The sequence below is a fragment of the Bacillus sp. UNC125MFCrub1.1 genome (assembly GCF_000701305.1).
Lineage (GTDB): Bacteria > Bacillota > Bacilli > Bacillales > Bacillaceae > Bacillus > Bacillus altitudinis.
In genome coordinates this window covers 1-13,158 of the sequence record NZ_JNIG01000010.1, presented here as the reverse complement: position 1 = coordinate 13,158, position 13,158 = coordinate 1, and the positions used below count along the sequence as shown (strand labels likewise).

Here is a 13,158-nt window from a genome sequence, read left to right as displayed (position 1 = left end):
TCCAAGTATGATCATTGTCTGAACTGCTTCTATTATATCATCCCTTGAAGAAGATACCTTATTTGATCACGGTTTTATAACTCCAGCTTTCTAGGGACATCTCTTCTCCGTGCAGTACTCTCTCATCAAACTCCGTCCACCCATTTTTTCGATAGAAATGACGATTGGCCTCGTTGTGTGTAATCAGTGTGAACAGTCCGCCGCCTTGCCGGGCGATAAAGGGGAAAAGGCATTGCTTTAACATACGGCTTCCAAGTTTTTTTCCTTGTTGGTCTTTTGCAACGACAAGAGCTTCTAAATACCAGTAAGGTTTCTTTAAGGAAGAACACGCTTTTTTTGCCTCCTTTAACATACGGAATACATGCTGAATCGCCGATATGCCACCAGTAAAGAGCAGCTTTAACCCACCAGATAACACATAATCCATGAGTCCTGGTTCAGGAAGACGGGGATGTTTTAACAGGGCGGCAGACACAATTTTCTCGTTCTCAACCCCGACCAAACAGATTTGATGCTGAAAATATACCTTTGTATTGATCAAATGCAGCTGACGGGCGAAAGCAGAACGCTTGGTCACCTTTTCGCATAATAAATCAAAAAATGAATAGTTCTGAAATGAATCATCTAACAACGCTGCCACTTGAGGCAGTTCATCCTCTCTAGCAAGTCTGAATTGAAGCATATGATGGTCCTCCTTTTTTGAACAGATATAGATTATTGAACATGTGTCCATTATAATAAGAGGAAAATAAACCGAACATCGGCAATGAATGATCTCTTGTTCATAAATAGACAGGTATAGCCAGATTGTTCAAAAATGGAGGGTGTTTGATGAAGGACAGACGAACAATCAAAACCAAAAAGGCGATACGGGAAAGCTTTCTTGAGCTTTTAAAGGAAAAAGATGTTCAGCAAATTACAGTATCAGAGCTATCTAGAAGAGCGGATTTAGGTAGAGGGACCTTTTATTTGCACTACCAAGATGTATTTGATTTGCATGAACAGCTTGAGAAGGAACTATTTCATCAGCTTGGCGGACTGTACGATGAATCGTTTCCAAGCCAGGACCCGCTTGATATGCTGTCCTTTTTAAACAAAACAACTGAGTATTTAAAAGAAAAACAATTCATGATGACGTTATTTGTCAAACCGAATAGCCCAACGACGAATCAATTTAAAGCGTTTTTTAAAGAAAAAATCATGAAAGAGTGGCAACTTGATCAGCGTCAAATTACGGAACGTGAACAGATTGAGGCTTCATTTGTTGTGTCTGGTGTTGTTGGTGTACTGGAGGAATGGATTCATGAAGGGATGACAGTCGAAGCGGGGCAGCTTGCGCACATCTTGTACAAGCTTCTTATGAAGGTAGAACAGGAATCGTAAGAAACGAATTGATCATATATCATTTTTCTATTCTTTCTGTTAAAATGGGAATATACGTTCTTATTTCAGGCGGGGAGTGGTGAGATTGAAAAGGAAATTACTATTTTATGGGGCAATGAGCATTGATGGATATTTAGCAAGGGATGATCACCGTTTAGATTGGCTCATAGGAACAGAGGGCGAAGAGGATACGAGATATGAGGAATTTTATGCATCAGTCGATACGCTGATCATGGGAAGGAACACATATGAGCAGATTCTCAAACTTTCACCTGATGTGTTTCCTTATGAAGACAAGACATGTTATATCGTTTCTCGCACTTTACAAGACAGTCATACAGGAACCCACATCGTTCGTGAAGATGTTCTCTCGTTTATCAAAAATTTAAAAAATGAAAAAGGCCAGCATATTTGGATTTTAGGGGGCGGGGAACTGCTTCAAGCATTATTAAAAGAAAAATTAGTCGATGAGCTGTATCTCCAAATCGCACCTGTCATGATTGGAAAAGGAATCCCTCTTTTTCCTCCAACTGAACAGGAATCTAGATTTTCATTACAACAAGTGAATCAATACAAACAAATTGCTGAAATGCATTTTGTGTTAAAAGAAGACCACTAAATCAAAGGGGTCTTTTTTTAATCAAACAAACACGTTGACAAGAAAATATCCTAGTGTTAGGATAAATTTATCCTAGTTTTAGGATTTATTGAAAAAGGAGTAGTTGCCATGGTGCAGCAAGAACAGGAATTAGACTTAAGGCTTTTCCGAGTGTGGATGAAAGCCTATCATGCCCTTTTTGCAAATATCCAAAAAGACATAGAACGTTATGATATCGGATTTGAAAACTTTCAAATTCTTGAATTACTGTATAGTAAGGGACCACATCCCGTTCAAAAAATTAGTGAGATTTTATCCATTCCAAGTGGGAGCATCACCTATGTGGTCAACAAATTAGAAAAACAAGAATTAGTCAAAAGACAATGTGCACCTTCTGATAAACGTGTATTCCATGTATTACTGACAGATAAAGGGAAGCAGCTATTTGACGATATTTTCCCAAAACATACAGATGTCATTTCACAAAATCTGTCCTTTATCGAAACAGAGGAAAAAGAGCAGCTCATCGAATGGTTGAAAAAAATCGGTTTAGGTGCAAAACAACTTCACGAAAAGGGGAAACAAGATGACACGCAGCTTTGATACATTGGTACGTGAAAGACGATCAGCATCAAATTTTTTGCCGAATATCTCGATTTCGAGAGAAGAGCTTAATAGTATCTTTGAAGAAGTGAAGCTGGCACCTTCAGCCTTTAATTTACAGCATACGCAATATGTCGTCGTCCAATCAGAAGCGCTTAAAGAGCAAGTAAGAGATGCTGCATTTGGACAATATAAGGTGCATTCCGCTTCAGCAGCGATCATTGTGCTCGGCGATCCGAAAGCTTATGAGCAAGCAGGAAACATTTATGAAGGCCTAAAAATGCTCGGCATCTTAAATGCGCAACAATATGAGGAAATGGTCAGAGAGACGATGAGTTTTTATGTGCAGAGAGGATCAGACTTTCAGAAAGAAGAGGCGATTCGAAATGCTTCATTATCTGCCATGCTATTTATGCTTGCCGCCAAAAACAAGGGATGGGATACTTGCCCAATGATCGGCTTTGACCCCGAAGCAATGAAAAAGGTGTTAAACATCGAATCAGATTTGGTTCCTGTATTAATGATTACACTTGGAAAAGAAAAAGTAGAGAGCAGACAAGCGAGAGGCTACCGCAAGCCGGTCTCTGAATTTGTGACATATTTATAAGATAGGGGGTTCCATTCATGGAACTAGGAATTAGTACATTTGTAGAAACAACACCTGATTTTCAAACAGGAAAAACAGTCAGCCACGCACAGCGCATTCGTGAAGTAGTAGAAGAAATTATTTTAGCAGATCAAGTGGGTCTCGACGTTTTTGGTGTAGGAGAGCATCATCGTGAAGATTTCGCCGCATCAAATCCAGCAGTCGTATTAGCAGCTGCGGCAACGCAAACAAAGAATATTCGTCTGACAAGTGCCGTAACTGTTCTTTCATCGGCAGATCCTGTTCGTGTGTTTCAAGATTTTGCGACATTAGATGGCCTTTCTAACGGGCGTGCAGAGATCATGGCTGGCCGTGGATCATTTATTGAATCGTTCCCGCTTTTTGGCTATGACTTAGATGATTATGAAGAGTTATTTGAAGAAAAACTAGATTTACTGTTGAAATTACAGCAGTCAGAGCGTGTGACATGGAGCGGTAAGCACCGTCCTTCCATTCAGAATGTCGGCGTATACCCAAGACCTGTTCAAGATCCGCTTCCGATCTGGATTGGCAGTGGAGGAAACAGAGAATCTGTCGTACGTGCTGGATTATTAGGATTACCACTTGTCCTTGCCATTATTGGCGGCAGCCCTAGACAGTTCGCACCGCTCGTGCAGCTCTACAAGCAAGCTGCGATTCACGCTGGACATGACCCTGAGAAATTAACGGTGGCATCCCATTCACATGGATTTGTTGCGGAGGAAACAGAATTGGCAGCAGATCAATTCTTCCCTTCTACACAGCATGTCATGAATACATTAGCAAGAGAACGAGGCTGGGGACCTTATACCCGTTCTACATTCGATGCAGCAAGAACATTAGAAGGTGCATTGTATGTAGGAGATCCAGATGCCGTAGCAGAGAAAGTGATTCATCTGCGAAAAAATGTAGGCATTACGCGCTTCATGCTGCACGTACCAGTCGGTTCGATGCCGCATGATCAAGTGCTGAAAGCTATTGAGTTATTTGGAAAAGAAGTGGCTCCTAAAGTAAGAGAAGAGGTTGCTCGCTGGGAAGCCGAACAAGCATAACAAAAAAGTCGATCAAGTGAATAGGCTTGATCGACTTTTTCTTATGCTTAAGGATCAATAACGCATGGTTTCACTGTAGGGCATGAAGCAGCAGAAGCAAATGGTGTGGCCGTCAAGGTGAAGAGGAAAACAAGTTGAAAACAGATAAGCCATTTTTTCATGAAATCACCTCCGTTATCAATTGTTTCACTAGAAACGAGATGAGGATAAAAGCATAGAAGTATATAACGCCCTCTATCCAGCATAAGACAATCATATCATAATTTTCAAAAAAATGAAAAAATAACTTACGAAAGTTCTAAATTATGGTATGGTTAATATGTTCAACAAAAAAGGGAGGGATTTTTGTATGAAAAAGGTCATAACTTCTGTTTTGGTTGGAGCAATTGTTTTAACGGGTGCGGGTGTCACCGCTGTCCCGGTAGAAGCGAAGGGGAAAGTAAACAGTGAAGTAACGGTACAAGCAAGTCGAACCGTCTCGGAAACGAGAACATATACGACGTCAAACATCCCATCAAGTATTACATATGCAAAGGATGGATGGGTCGGTATTCTCTATCAATCGTCAATTGAAGAGTTAGGTTTAGGAAAGTATAGAGTTACCTTTACTGGAACGGTTGTACGCGATCCAGGATTTAATTAAATAAAATGTAAAGCTGACAGGTGGACAAGCCTGTCAGCTTTTTTTAATGGGGATAATAAAGAATCATTTGCATCCGTACCATCTGTTCTCCTGATTGTTTATACTCATGGGCACGGTCAGCTTTAAACCGAATCGAGTCGCCAGCTTGTAATGTGTATTGCTCATCACCGATCGATAAATCAAGTGCTCCCTCAAACACGGTAATCAATTCCTCTGTACCGCCGATATGTTCTTCCGCACTTAACGACCCATGAGGATCAATTTCTACCTGATAGACTTCAAATTTTCTCAGGTCATCAAATGGGAACGTCGTATATACCCGATACCTTCCCTCGTCCTCTGTTAAAACTTGTCCTTCTTCTTTTCGCACAAACTTAATCTCAGGCTGCGGTGCGTAAATAAGTTCACTAAAAGACACCTTCAACCCATTGGCGATTTTCCACAGAGTGGTGATGGTCGGTGTGGATTCTCCTCTTTCGATTTGTCCGATCATCGTTTTACTCACATTTGTTACCTCAGCCATCTTTTCTAGGCTTAATTTCTTTTGCTCTCTTAGCAGTTTTACATTTCTAGCAATAATCGATTGTACATCCTCCATCAAAAAAACTCCTTTCTGCATTTACTTTATAACGACTGAATAGTACAATAAAACGTAATATATACGCAATAAAGACTTTTAAGTCTAAATAACGTATGAAAAAGGAGGTAACAGTTTGATTGTTTCCATGTTGATTTATGCTTTTGTTACCAGCTTTACCCCTGGACCGAATAATATCATGGCGATGGTCTTTACGAATAAATATGGGGTCAAGCAAACATTTCGATTTTGTTTAGGTGTTGGGAGCGGATTTTTGGTCATTTTGTGTTTGAGCGGTTTCTTCAATATGATTCTTTATCAAGTCATGCCGAAAATCGGCTGGGTCATGGCTTTCATCGGAGCCAGTTACATGATCTATTTGGCTGTCAAAATCATGAAAAGTAAAGGCGGAGATGACGAAACACTAGACCGCTATAATCATTTTATCCCGGGGATGCTGCTGCAATTTATTAATCCGAAAGCCATCTTGTATGGATTAACCGTCATTTCCACTTTTGTTCTGCCGTATGGACAGTCCAATATGCAATACATGTTATTGACACTGATTCTTGCCATCATCGGTTTTTTAGGCACATTTAGCTGGAGTTTATTTGGCTCTGTATTCAAGCGGTTTTTAACTCTTTATCAGCGGCCGTTCCAGTTCGTCATGGGGCTTCTGCTTATCTATAGTGCGATTTCGATGATCTGGGGATATGTCATGTAAGCGGTCAGGAGACTGGTCGCTGCCTGCCCATCACAACCGTATCATAATACATGCCGTCCGCCAGTCGTTTATCTTTTTTTAGCAAGCCTTCAATCTCAAAGCCATAGTGTTCATATAAACGAATGGCTTTTTGATTGGTTTCCATTACTTGAAGTGACATCTTTTGAATGCCTTGCTGATCTGCCCAGTCGATCGATGCAGCTAAAAGTTCTTTCCCGATGTGATAGCCCCAAGCGGCCTTCTGTACGGCGACGCCAAACGTTACTTTGTGAGCAGAGCGCTTAAGAGAATGCCCTTCGCATCTTGAAAAACCGACAATGTCTCCTTCAATATCTGCAACTAAAAAGAGATGACGGCATTCCTTGGAATCCTCTTGAATCAACGCCTCGAACCCTTTCTCATCAATAAAAGCTTCACCCGGTTCGCGATCTAAATATTCGGTTTCACCATCGATTTTCAGTCTGAGAGCTGATAACTGTTTGGCATCTGCTAATGCAGCAGAGTGAATACGATAGGTCACACCACGTACAGTGAACGTACTTTCAGAAATGATCATTGAACAGACCACCAACCTTTCATTCCATTATGTCTATCATACCTGAAACGCGCACACAGCACACTCAGATGTTTTGTCATGTGCAAAAAGGCTAAATAAACAGTATCAAACGTGGAGGTGGAACAAATGAGTGAACAAAATGGACATATGGATAAAGCGAAAGGAAAAACAAATCAAGTCAAAGGTCAAGTGAAAGAAAAACTTGGCGAAGCGACAGATCGTCAAAACCTGAAAGCAGAAGGAAAGAAAGATCAAGTAAAAGGAAAGCTTCAAGATAAAAAAGGTGACGTGAAAAATAAGCTGAATCAGTAGTTTGCGTATACTTGCACTCGCCCCATGTATCCATCATCACATTCCTTTCATCAATAAAATCAATAGGTGTGTGAAAAGAATTGATTATAAATTCTCGCTTCCGTCATGTAGAATTTAAATAGAAGACATGAACAAGGGAGATGGATAACTTGGAGCAAGTATGGGGGAAAGTTGACGAGTATATCAAAGACAAATTGATGGCTAAAGATGACGTATTGGAGCAAACTCTTATCAAGAATAAGCAAGCCGGGTTACCAGAAATAGATGTGTCGCCGGCCCAAGGAAAACTACTTTATTTGTTAGCAAAAACCAAGGGTGCAAAGCGCATTTTAGAAATCGGTACACTTGGCGGTTATAGTACCATTTGGCTTGCCCGTGCACTTGAAGCGGATGGAGAACTCATGACATTAGAGGCTGTCAGACATCATGCAGAAACCGCACAGCAAAACATAGACAGAGCAGGCCTAGCAGAACGTGTCACCATTTTACAAGGAAAAGCGTTAGATACTTTATCTCAGTTAAAAGAGCAGGATACGCTTCCGTTCGATTTGATTTTCATTGATGCAGACAAACCAAACAACCCGAAATATTTGAAGTGGGCGTTACATTTCTCAAAAAAGGGAACAGTCATTATTGCAGACAATGTGGTCAGAAATGGAGCAGTTCTTCATGCCTCTGATCAAGATGAGCGAGTGAAGGGAACGCGTGAATTTTTCGATTTACTCAAACAAGAGTCGAGAATTGAAGCAACCGCTATTCAAACTGTTGGCGAAAAAGGCTATGACGGCTTTATATACGGTATCGTAAAATGACAAAAAGCTTAACCGCATCCGGTTAAGCTTTTTCTTTTAGAAAAGCCATCTAGCTGTGCCCATCAGCATGACGCCTACTAGAACGGTGAGGGACAAGCTTTTTGTCCAAATAGCGATTAACACAGTTGGAACCAAGACAGCAAGGTACATCCAGTGAATGGTGACGCCTGCTGTAGTATGTATGAAAAGATGCTCTGCAATCAAAGCGGTAAATATACAAATGGGGATAAACGATAACCATTTGAGCACCACTTCTGGCATCTGGATACTCCTTACAAATAAAAATGGAACGACTCTTGGGATGATGGTCACAATCATACAGCCAAGAATGAGCCATAACATAAAACCACTAATCATTTATCTGTCACCACCCCAATAGTGGCAACAAGCACAGTTGCCAACAAAACAGCCACGTGTGAAGGAACAAAATGAAGCAGCACAAACATCGCAACAAACATATATAAAACAAGTGACAAGCGATGGGTGAGCTTATTTTTTGGCACCGTCTGTAAAGAAAGAATGAGCAGCGCAGCAAACATCGCGGATAGGGCAAAATCAAGACCAAGCGCCTCTGGATTTGAAATCCAGTGTCCGAATATTCCGCCAAGTGTACATGCAGCAATCCAGCATAAATAAGCTGTAATATTCAGTCCATGCATCCATCTGTTATTCAATTTTCCTTGCTGTGCTAATTTATTCATCGCTACGCCAAAGGATTCATCAGTAAGCAGAAGACCAAACCCGATGTTCTGCTTTACAGAGTAGCGTGTAAAATGGGGGGCAAGCGTAAGGCTGAGTAACAAATGCCGTAAATTGACAATGAACGTGGTGAAAATAATAGCGGAAAGGGGGCTTCCTGTCACAAGTAATGCACAGATGATAAACTGTGAAGCGCCAGCATATATAAAGATAGATAACAGCGCGATTTCCCATATACTTAACTGCGAACTAATGCCAACAATTCCAAAGGCAAACCCAATGCTCATATAACCAAGCAAGGTTGGCACACAATCTTTTATTCCCTCAAGAAACGGTTCGTTTCCGGCAGTGGGAATGTGTTTCCTAGCTTCAACATCCAAAGACCTCTACTCCTTTTCTGTGTAAACATCAATTGTTTTACTTACTATAAGAAAACGAATTCATCATGTCAATCCTATCGAACTTCTATTATATGAAGAAACATGGCGATAAAAAAGGATTGAAGTGAACCAGATTTTGTTATAAAGTAATCAGAAAATAAAAACAATTGGGGTGACTGATATGCAATGGAAGCCTTTATTTGAACATGATGTACCAAATCACCTCCGTCCATAACGGAGAGTGATCTCCGTTTGTGGATATCGCAGTGAATATATCCAGTAACGGAGGGGAAAAAATGAATGAAAAATATATAGGAGCCCTTTACTTAGCGTTAGCTGCTAGTATTTGGGGCGGTATGTATGTAGTGGTCAAAGTAACAGTTGCGGTGGTCCCGCCACTTGAGCTCGTCTGGATGAGATATGCAATAGCTGGAGTCGTTCTTGTGTTCACGATTTGGCGTTTGGGCTACTCTTTTCGGTTAGACAAAAAGGATATCCCGCTGATTCTAGCGATTGGATTGATTGGCAACTTTCTCTCGATCGTGACCCAAGAAATTGGCACAATGTATACGTCTGCACAAATGGGTGCCGTCATCACATCGGCCACACCTGCTTTTATGGTGCTTTTCGCTTTCTTTCTATTAAAAGAATCATTCACAGTGAGAAAGTGTGTCTCCATTCTGCTTGCTACAGTAGGTGTGCTGACGATGATTGGGCCTGTCGCTGTTCAAACGGATGAGTTTGTTGGCGGTCTTTCACTGGTTATTGCTGCATTAACATGGGCGCTCATGTCTGTTCTTTTGAAACGAGTTCCAGGAAAGTATCCTCAAGTAGTGACGACAACATATGCGATCATTGTGGCCTTTATCGTATTAACACCACCCGTCTTGTTTCGTTTGCCTCATCTTGATGTGCATCAAATGGCAAGACCGGAAATATGGGGCGGCATTCTGTATCTAGGTATCATCTCAACGGCCCTTGCTTTCTTTTTGTGGAATAGAGGGCTTCAACTGATGGACGCTTCAAGCGGTGGTCTGTTTTTCTTCTTTCAACCAATCGTTGGCACGGTCCTTGGATGGATGCTTCTAGGTGAAGAGATGGGCTTACGTTCGTTTGTTGGGATTTTGTGTATTTTCGCAGGTGTATATACTGTCCTGCGTCAGAGAGAGTAAGACGAGATTCCCCTTGGAGAAGGGGAATTTTCTTTACAATGAATAGATGAGAGATTCATAGAAGGTGGAGGTGAGCAGGATGATCCAGTATCCATTTTTGCAAAAAGGACAAACGATTGGGGTGACAGCACCGTCCTCAGGTGTGCAACCCTCTTTGCATGAGATGTTTCAACTGTCTTGCGATCGGATGAAAAAAAGAGGCTATGAAGTCATATGTGGAGAGACAGTATGGCAGCAGGAAAAAGCGAAATCAGCCCCTGCAATCAAGCGAGCAAATGAGTTACAGCGGATGATGACTTGTCATGAGATTGACCACATCATCCCGCCATGGGGCGGACAGCTGCTTATTGAAGTGTTAGAGCATCTTGATTTCTCAGTGATGCAAAAAAAGTGGATTCTTGGTTATTCAGATACAAGTCTCCTTCTATTAGCTTTGACATTAAACACAGGCATTGCGACAGCGCATGGACCGAACCTTGTGGATCTTCAGGGGGAAGAGCTTGATCAGGTGACTTCTATGTGGGAACAAATACTTTCCACTCCAGAGAAAAAGGACGTTACTCAATTTTCTTCTGATATGTATCAAAAGGAATGGCAGTATGACCATCCAAGCATTCATGTCTTTCATTTAACCGAACCAACCGCATGGCGTACTGTTGATCACTTAGAGACGACGATGAAGGGAAGACTGATGGGTGGCTGTATTGATGTGATCCGGCACTTAGCTGGCACGCCTTTTGGAGATGTCAAAGCTTTTCAAGAAACATACCTGAAAGGTGAACCCATTCTATGGTATTTTGAAAACTGTGAATTAAATGCTGCGAGCATGAAGAGGTCTCTTGTTCAATTAAAACTAGCAGGCTGGTTTGATCATTGCTCTGGCATCATGTTTGGCAGGAGTGCAGTGGACACTCCTGTGGAAGGATATGAATATACGGATCTATATGAAGAATTGCATAAGGAATTACAAATACCGATTGTTTACGATATTGATTGTGGACACGTACCGCCTCAAATGACCCTCATTAACGGAGCATATGCGGAGGTGCAGTTGCAACAAGAAGGTAAAGCCGTGCTGAAGCAGACATTTTTGCCATGAAAAAAGGAAAGGGCGCCCCCTTTCCTTCATAAAAAACATTACATTCCTTTTGTTTCTTCACCTGCTTTTGGAACTTCCCATGCAGACTCTCGGAATACTTTTTCCCATTTAGAGACGACAATACAGGCAACCGCATGTCCAGGAACATTCACGCCTGTTCGAGCCATATCCATAATCCGATCAACCCCGGCGATAATAGCGACACCTTCTGCTGGCAGACCTACTGCATGAGCTGTTGCCAAAAGAACGACAAGCGAGCCAGACGGGACAGCCGCAATGCCTTTACTTGTTAAAACAAGGACAAGCATCATGAGGAGCTGCTGTGATAAACTCATATCGACACCAAACGCTTGTGCAAGAAACACACAGGAAACCGATAAATATAAACTTGAACCATCGCAATTAAGAGAAAGACCTGACGGGATGACGAAGGAAACGATTCTTTTTGGACAGCCGTATTTCTCCATCCGTGACATGAGCTGTGGAAGAACAGTTTCTGTACTTGTAGTAGAAAAGGCCACTAAAAACAAATCCCAAATCATTTTCAACACTTCGAAGTAGTTAAAACGGAAGATCAGTGCGACAAGAGGGAACAAAACAAATAGAATAATAAACAATCCTAAGAAGACAGTGCCAACAAGTTTCATCATAGGAATGAGTAAAACAATGCCGTATTGTCCGACAGAAGCTGCCATTAATGCTAAAACTCCAATAGGAGCTGTCACCATGACCATTTGTGTGAGCTTAAACATAATTTGTGCTACTGATTCAAAGAAGGTAAGGACAGGAGCGGAAGCTTTCCCAATGCCGCTTGCGGCTACACCGAATAAAATAGCGAAGAAAATCACTGCTAGTAAATCATTTTGAGCCATGACATCGATAATATTGGTTGGAATGATGTCTAAAACCATCTGTTTAAAATCGACGACCTTTTGAGTATAACCATCGAGTTCCCCAATATCTTTCTTAGCTAATTGAGAGAAATCGAGTCCAACGCCTGGCTTTAACACGTTGGCCAATAAAAGTCCGATTCCAAGAACGATGGTCGTAATGACTTCAAACCAAATGATTGTCTTTAATCCGAGACTGCCCATTTTCTTCATTCCACCGCTGCCAGCTGCGCCGATGACAATCGTAGAGAAAACAATAGGGACTACAATCATTTTAATCAATCGGATAAAGCCATCCCCAATGGGCCGCAGTGCCATTCCGAAATCAGGGAAGAAGTGGCCGATAAGAGCTCCTATCACCAAAGCGATCATGATTTGAAAAGCGACAAACTTTTTCATCATCTCCTACCTCCTTTAAATGCATGGAAAATATTAAGAATTTTCCAATAAATAAAAATTCTAGGTGACCATGTTTTGTCCTCCTTTGGATTTAGAAAGATTTTATTTAAGAATCATTAGAATTATGAAGAAAGAAATGAAAATAGGGCGATTGAAACTCTATTTATCTAACAAAAGAGCACTTCTTAAAAAACATGAAACTTTTTTAGAAAAATGTATTGACCCTTTTGCGTGATTCATGGTATATTTTTATTCGTCGCTGATGACGCATCTGAAACACTGATGCTCAGACAGATACGATAAACAAACTTCAAAAAGATGTTGACTTAATAAAAACGATATGTTAAGATAATTAAGTCGCCTGATTAAGCGCCCGTAGCTCAATTGGATAGAGCGTTTGACTACGGATCAAAAGGTTAGGGGTTCGACTCCTCTCGGGCGCGCCAATAACATTCAACCACGCGGGTGTAGTTTAGTGGTAAAACCTCAGCCTTCCAAGCTGATGTCGTGAGTTCGATTCTCATCACCCGCTCCATTTTAAAAGATGATCTTTGAAAACTAAACAAGACAAAACGTACCTGTTAATTCGAGTTTTTATAAAAAAATCCTATGATACATCATAGGTAGTCAGTCA

17 protein-coding genes and 2 tRNA genes are annotated in these 13,158 nt (G+C 41.2%); 13 read left to right on the top strand and 6 right to left on the bottom strand.

Features of this window, described 5'->3' with window-relative positions; genetic code table 11:
- Positions 1 to 58 precede the first annotated feature (58 nt).
- Entirely contained in the window at positions 59 to 682 is a 624-nt protein-coding gene (locus tag N521_RS05415) for a GNAT family N-acetyltransferase (protein ID WP_035390330.1), read from the bottom strand.
- 149 nt (positions 683 to 831) lie between these two features.
- On the opposite strand from N521_RS05415, the gene N521_RS05410 reads away from it, so the two are divergent.
- The 6 genes from N521_RS05410 (at position 832) to N521_RS05385 (ending at position 4,904) form a co-directional block, all read left to right on the top strand.
- Entirely contained in the window at positions 832 to 1,383 is a 552-nt protein-coding gene (locus N521_RS05410) for a TetR/AcrR family transcriptional regulator (protein ID WP_008346703.1), read from the top strand.
- A gap of 115 nt (positions 1,384 to 1,498) precedes the next feature.
- A complete protein-coding gene (locus tag N521_RS05405) occupies positions 1,499 to 2,002 on the top strand; it encodes a dihydrofolate reductase family protein (protein ID WP_046526822.1) in 504 nt (167 codons plus the stop codon).
- Positions 2,003 to 2,110: 108 nt separating this feature from the next.
- The gene (locus tag N521_RS05400) at positions 2,111 to 2,584 is read left to right on the top strand and encodes a MarR family winged helix-turn-helix transcriptional regulator (protein ID WP_017358433.1); all 474 of its coding nucleotides are present in this window, start codon (positions 2,111 to 2,113) and stop codon (positions 2,582 to 2,584) included.
- A complete protein-coding gene (locus tag N521_RS05395) occupies positions 2,568 to 3,191 on the top strand; it encodes a nitroreductase family protein (RefSeq protein WP_008346699.1) in 624 nt (207 codons plus the stop codon). The genes N521_RS05400 and N521_RS05395 overlap by 17 nt, the downstream gene beginning before the upstream one ends.
- Before the next feature lie 17 nt (positions 3,192 to 3,208).
- Positions 3,209 to 4,261, top strand: coding sequence for an LLM class flavin-dependent oxidoreductase (locus tag N521_RS05390; RefSeq protein WP_035390325.1), 1,053 nt, complete (start codon positions 3,209 to 3,211; stop codon positions 4,259 to 4,261).
- A 349-nt stretch (positions 4,262 to 4,610) separates the two neighbouring features.
- Positions 4,611 to 4,904 (top strand): hypothetical protein, encoded by a 294-nt coding sequence (locus tag N521_RS05385; RefSeq protein WP_008346693.1) that lies wholly within the window; start codon positions 4,611 to 4,613, stop codon positions 4,902 to 4,904.
- A gap of 43 nt (positions 4,905 to 4,947) precedes the next feature.
- On the opposite strand, the gene N521_RS05380 is transcribed toward N521_RS05385, so the two are convergent.
- Positions 4,948 to 5,502 carry a helix-turn-helix domain-containing protein gene (locus N521_RS05380; RefSeq protein ID WP_035390323.1) on the bottom strand — a complete coding sequence of 185 codons (555 nt, stop codon included), beginning with the start codon at positions 5,500 to 5,502 and terminating at the stop codon, positions 4,948 to 4,950.
- Between the two features lie 115 nt (positions 5,503 to 5,617).
- Here N521_RS05380 and N521_RS05375 point away from each other — a divergent pair, with 115 nt between their 5' ends.
- The gene (locus N521_RS05375) at positions 5,618 to 6,205 is read left to right on the top strand and encodes a LysE family transporter (RefSeq protein ID WP_035390320.1); all 588 of its coding nucleotides are present in this window, start codon (positions 5,618 to 5,620) and stop codon (positions 6,203 to 6,205) included.
- A gap of 4 nt (positions 6,206 to 6,209) precedes the next feature.
- On the opposite strand, the gene N521_RS05370 is transcribed toward N521_RS05375, so the two are convergent.
- The gene (locus tag N521_RS05370; RefSeq protein ID WP_035390318.1) at positions 6,210 to 6,761 is read right to left on the bottom strand and encodes a GNAT family N-acetyltransferase; all 552 of its coding nucleotides are present in this window, start codon (positions 6,759 to 6,761) and stop codon (positions 6,210 to 6,212) included.
- 126 nt (positions 6,762 to 6,887) lie between these two features.
- Between N521_RS05370 and N521_RS05365 the strand changes: the two genes are divergently transcribed.
- The gene (locus N521_RS05365; RefSeq protein ID WP_035390316.1) at positions 6,888 to 7,073 is read left to right on the top strand and encodes a CsbD family protein; all 186 of its coding nucleotides are present in this window, start codon (positions 6,888 to 6,890) and stop codon (positions 7,071 to 7,073) included.
- A gap of 149 nt (positions 7,074 to 7,222) precedes the next feature.
- Complete coding sequence (locus N521_RS05360; protein WP_081038914.1) at positions 7,223 to 7,885, top strand: O-methyltransferase; 663 nt, start codon at positions 7,223 to 7,225, stop codon at positions 7,883 to 7,885.
- Between the two features lie 36 nt (positions 7,886 to 7,921).
- Here the strand turns inward: N521_RS05360 and N521_RS05355 are convergent, their stop codons facing one another.
- Positions 7,922 to 8,242, bottom strand: coding sequence for an AzlD domain-containing protein (locus N521_RS05355; protein ID WP_035390312.1), 321 nt, complete (start codon positions 8,240 to 8,242; stop codon positions 7,922 to 7,924).
- On the bottom strand, positions 8,239 to 8,964 hold the full coding sequence (locus N521_RS05350; protein ID WP_007496390.1) for an AzlC family ABC transporter permease: 726 nt from the start codon (positions 8,962 to 8,964) through the stop codon (positions 8,239 to 8,241). Before N521_RS05350 ends, N521_RS05355 begins: the two co-directional genes overlap by 4 nt.
- Positions 8,965 to 9,260: 296 nt before the next feature.
- Between N521_RS05350 and N521_RS05345 the strand changes: the two genes are divergently transcribed.
- Positions 9,261 to 10,136: a DMT family transporter gene (locus tag N521_RS05345; RefSeq protein WP_035390309.1), complete on the top strand. Its 876-nt coding sequence runs from the start codon at positions 9,261 to 9,263 to the stop codon at positions 10,134 to 10,136.
- Between the two features lie 79 nt (positions 10,137 to 10,215).
- Positions 10,216 to 11,235, top strand: coding sequence for a S66 family peptidase (locus tag N521_RS05340; RefSeq protein WP_025206826.1), 1,020 nt, complete (start codon positions 10,216 to 10,218; stop codon positions 11,233 to 11,235).
- Positions 11,236 to 11,273: 38 nt separating this feature from the next.
- On the opposite strand, the gene gltP is transcribed toward N521_RS05340, so the two are convergent.
- Positions 11,274 to 12,524 carry a glutamate-aspartate/proton symporter GltP gene (gene gltP / locus N521_RS05335; RefSeq protein ID WP_024719154.1) on the bottom strand — a complete coding sequence of 417 codons (1,251 nt, stop codon included), beginning with the start codon at positions 12,522 to 12,524 and terminating at the stop codon, positions 11,274 to 11,276.
- A 369-nt stretch (positions 12,525 to 12,893) separates the two neighbouring features.
- On the opposite strand from gltP, the gene N521_RS05330 reads away from it, so the two are divergent.
- Positions 12,894 to 12,970, top strand: a tRNA-Arg gene (locus N521_RS05330).
- Between the two features lie 15 nt (positions 12,971 to 12,985).
- Positions 12,986 to 13,059: transfer RNA gene (locus N521_RS05325), tRNA-Gly, on the top strand.
- Positions 13,060 to 13,158: the final 99 nt, after the last annotated feature.

What these genes read in the sequence shown, in the direction of transcription:
- N521_RS05415 (WP_035390330.1), bottom strand. Translation starts at nt 682, where the DNA reads ATGCTTCAATTCAGACTTGCTAGAGAGGATGAACTGCCTCAAGTGGCA.
- N521_RS05405 (WP_046526822.1), top strand. Translation starts at nt 1,499, where the DNA reads ATGAGCATTGATGGATATTTAGCAAGGGATGATCACCGTTTAGATTGG.
- gltP (WP_024719154.1), bottom strand. Translation starts at nt 12,524, where the DNA reads ATGAAAAAGTTTGTCGCTTTTCAAATCATGATCGCTTTGGTGATAGGA.
- N521_RS05355 (WP_035390312.1), bottom strand. Translation starts at nt 8,242, where the DNA reads ATGATTAGTGGTTTTATGTTATGGCTCATTCTTGGCTGTATGATTGTG.
- N521_RS05365 (WP_035390316.1), top strand. Translation starts at nt 6,888, where the DNA reads ATGAGTGAACAAAATGGACATATGGATAAAGCGAAAGGAAAAACAAAT.
- N521_RS05395 (WP_008346699.1), top strand. Translation starts at nt 2,568, where the DNA reads ATGACACGCAGCTTTGATACATTGGTACGTGAAAGACGATCAGCATCA.
- N521_RS05380 (WP_035390323.1), bottom strand. Translation starts at nt 5,502, where the DNA reads ATGGAGGATGTACAATCGATTATTGCTAGAAATGTAAAACTGCTAAGA.
- N521_RS05390 (WP_035390325.1), top strand. Translation starts at nt 3,209, where the DNA reads ATGGAACTAGGAATTAGTACATTTGTAGAAACAACACCTGATTTTCAA.
- N521_RS05345 (WP_035390309.1), top strand. Translation starts at nt 9,261, where the DNA reads ATGAATGAAAAATATATAGGAGCCCTTTACTTAGCGTTAGCTGCTAGT.
- N521_RS05410 (WP_008346703.1), top strand. Translation starts at nt 832, where the DNA reads ATGAAGGACAGACGAACAATCAAAACCAAAAAGGCGATACGGGAAAGC.
- N521_RS05400 (WP_017358433.1), top strand. Translation starts at nt 2,111, where the DNA reads ATGGTGCAGCAAGAACAGGAATTAGACTTAAGGCTTTTCCGAGTGTGG.
- N521_RS05385 (WP_008346693.1), top strand. Translation starts at nt 4,611, where the DNA reads ATGAAAAAGGTCATAACTTCTGTTTTGGTTGGAGCAATTGTTTTAACG.
- N521_RS05370 (WP_035390318.1), bottom strand. Translation starts at nt 6,761, where the DNA reads ATGATCATTTCTGAAAGTACGTTCACTGTACGTGGTGTGACCTATCGT.
- N521_RS05340 (WP_025206826.1), top strand. Translation starts at nt 10,216, where the DNA reads ATGATCCAGTATCCATTTTTGCAAAAAGGACAAACGATTGGGGTGACA.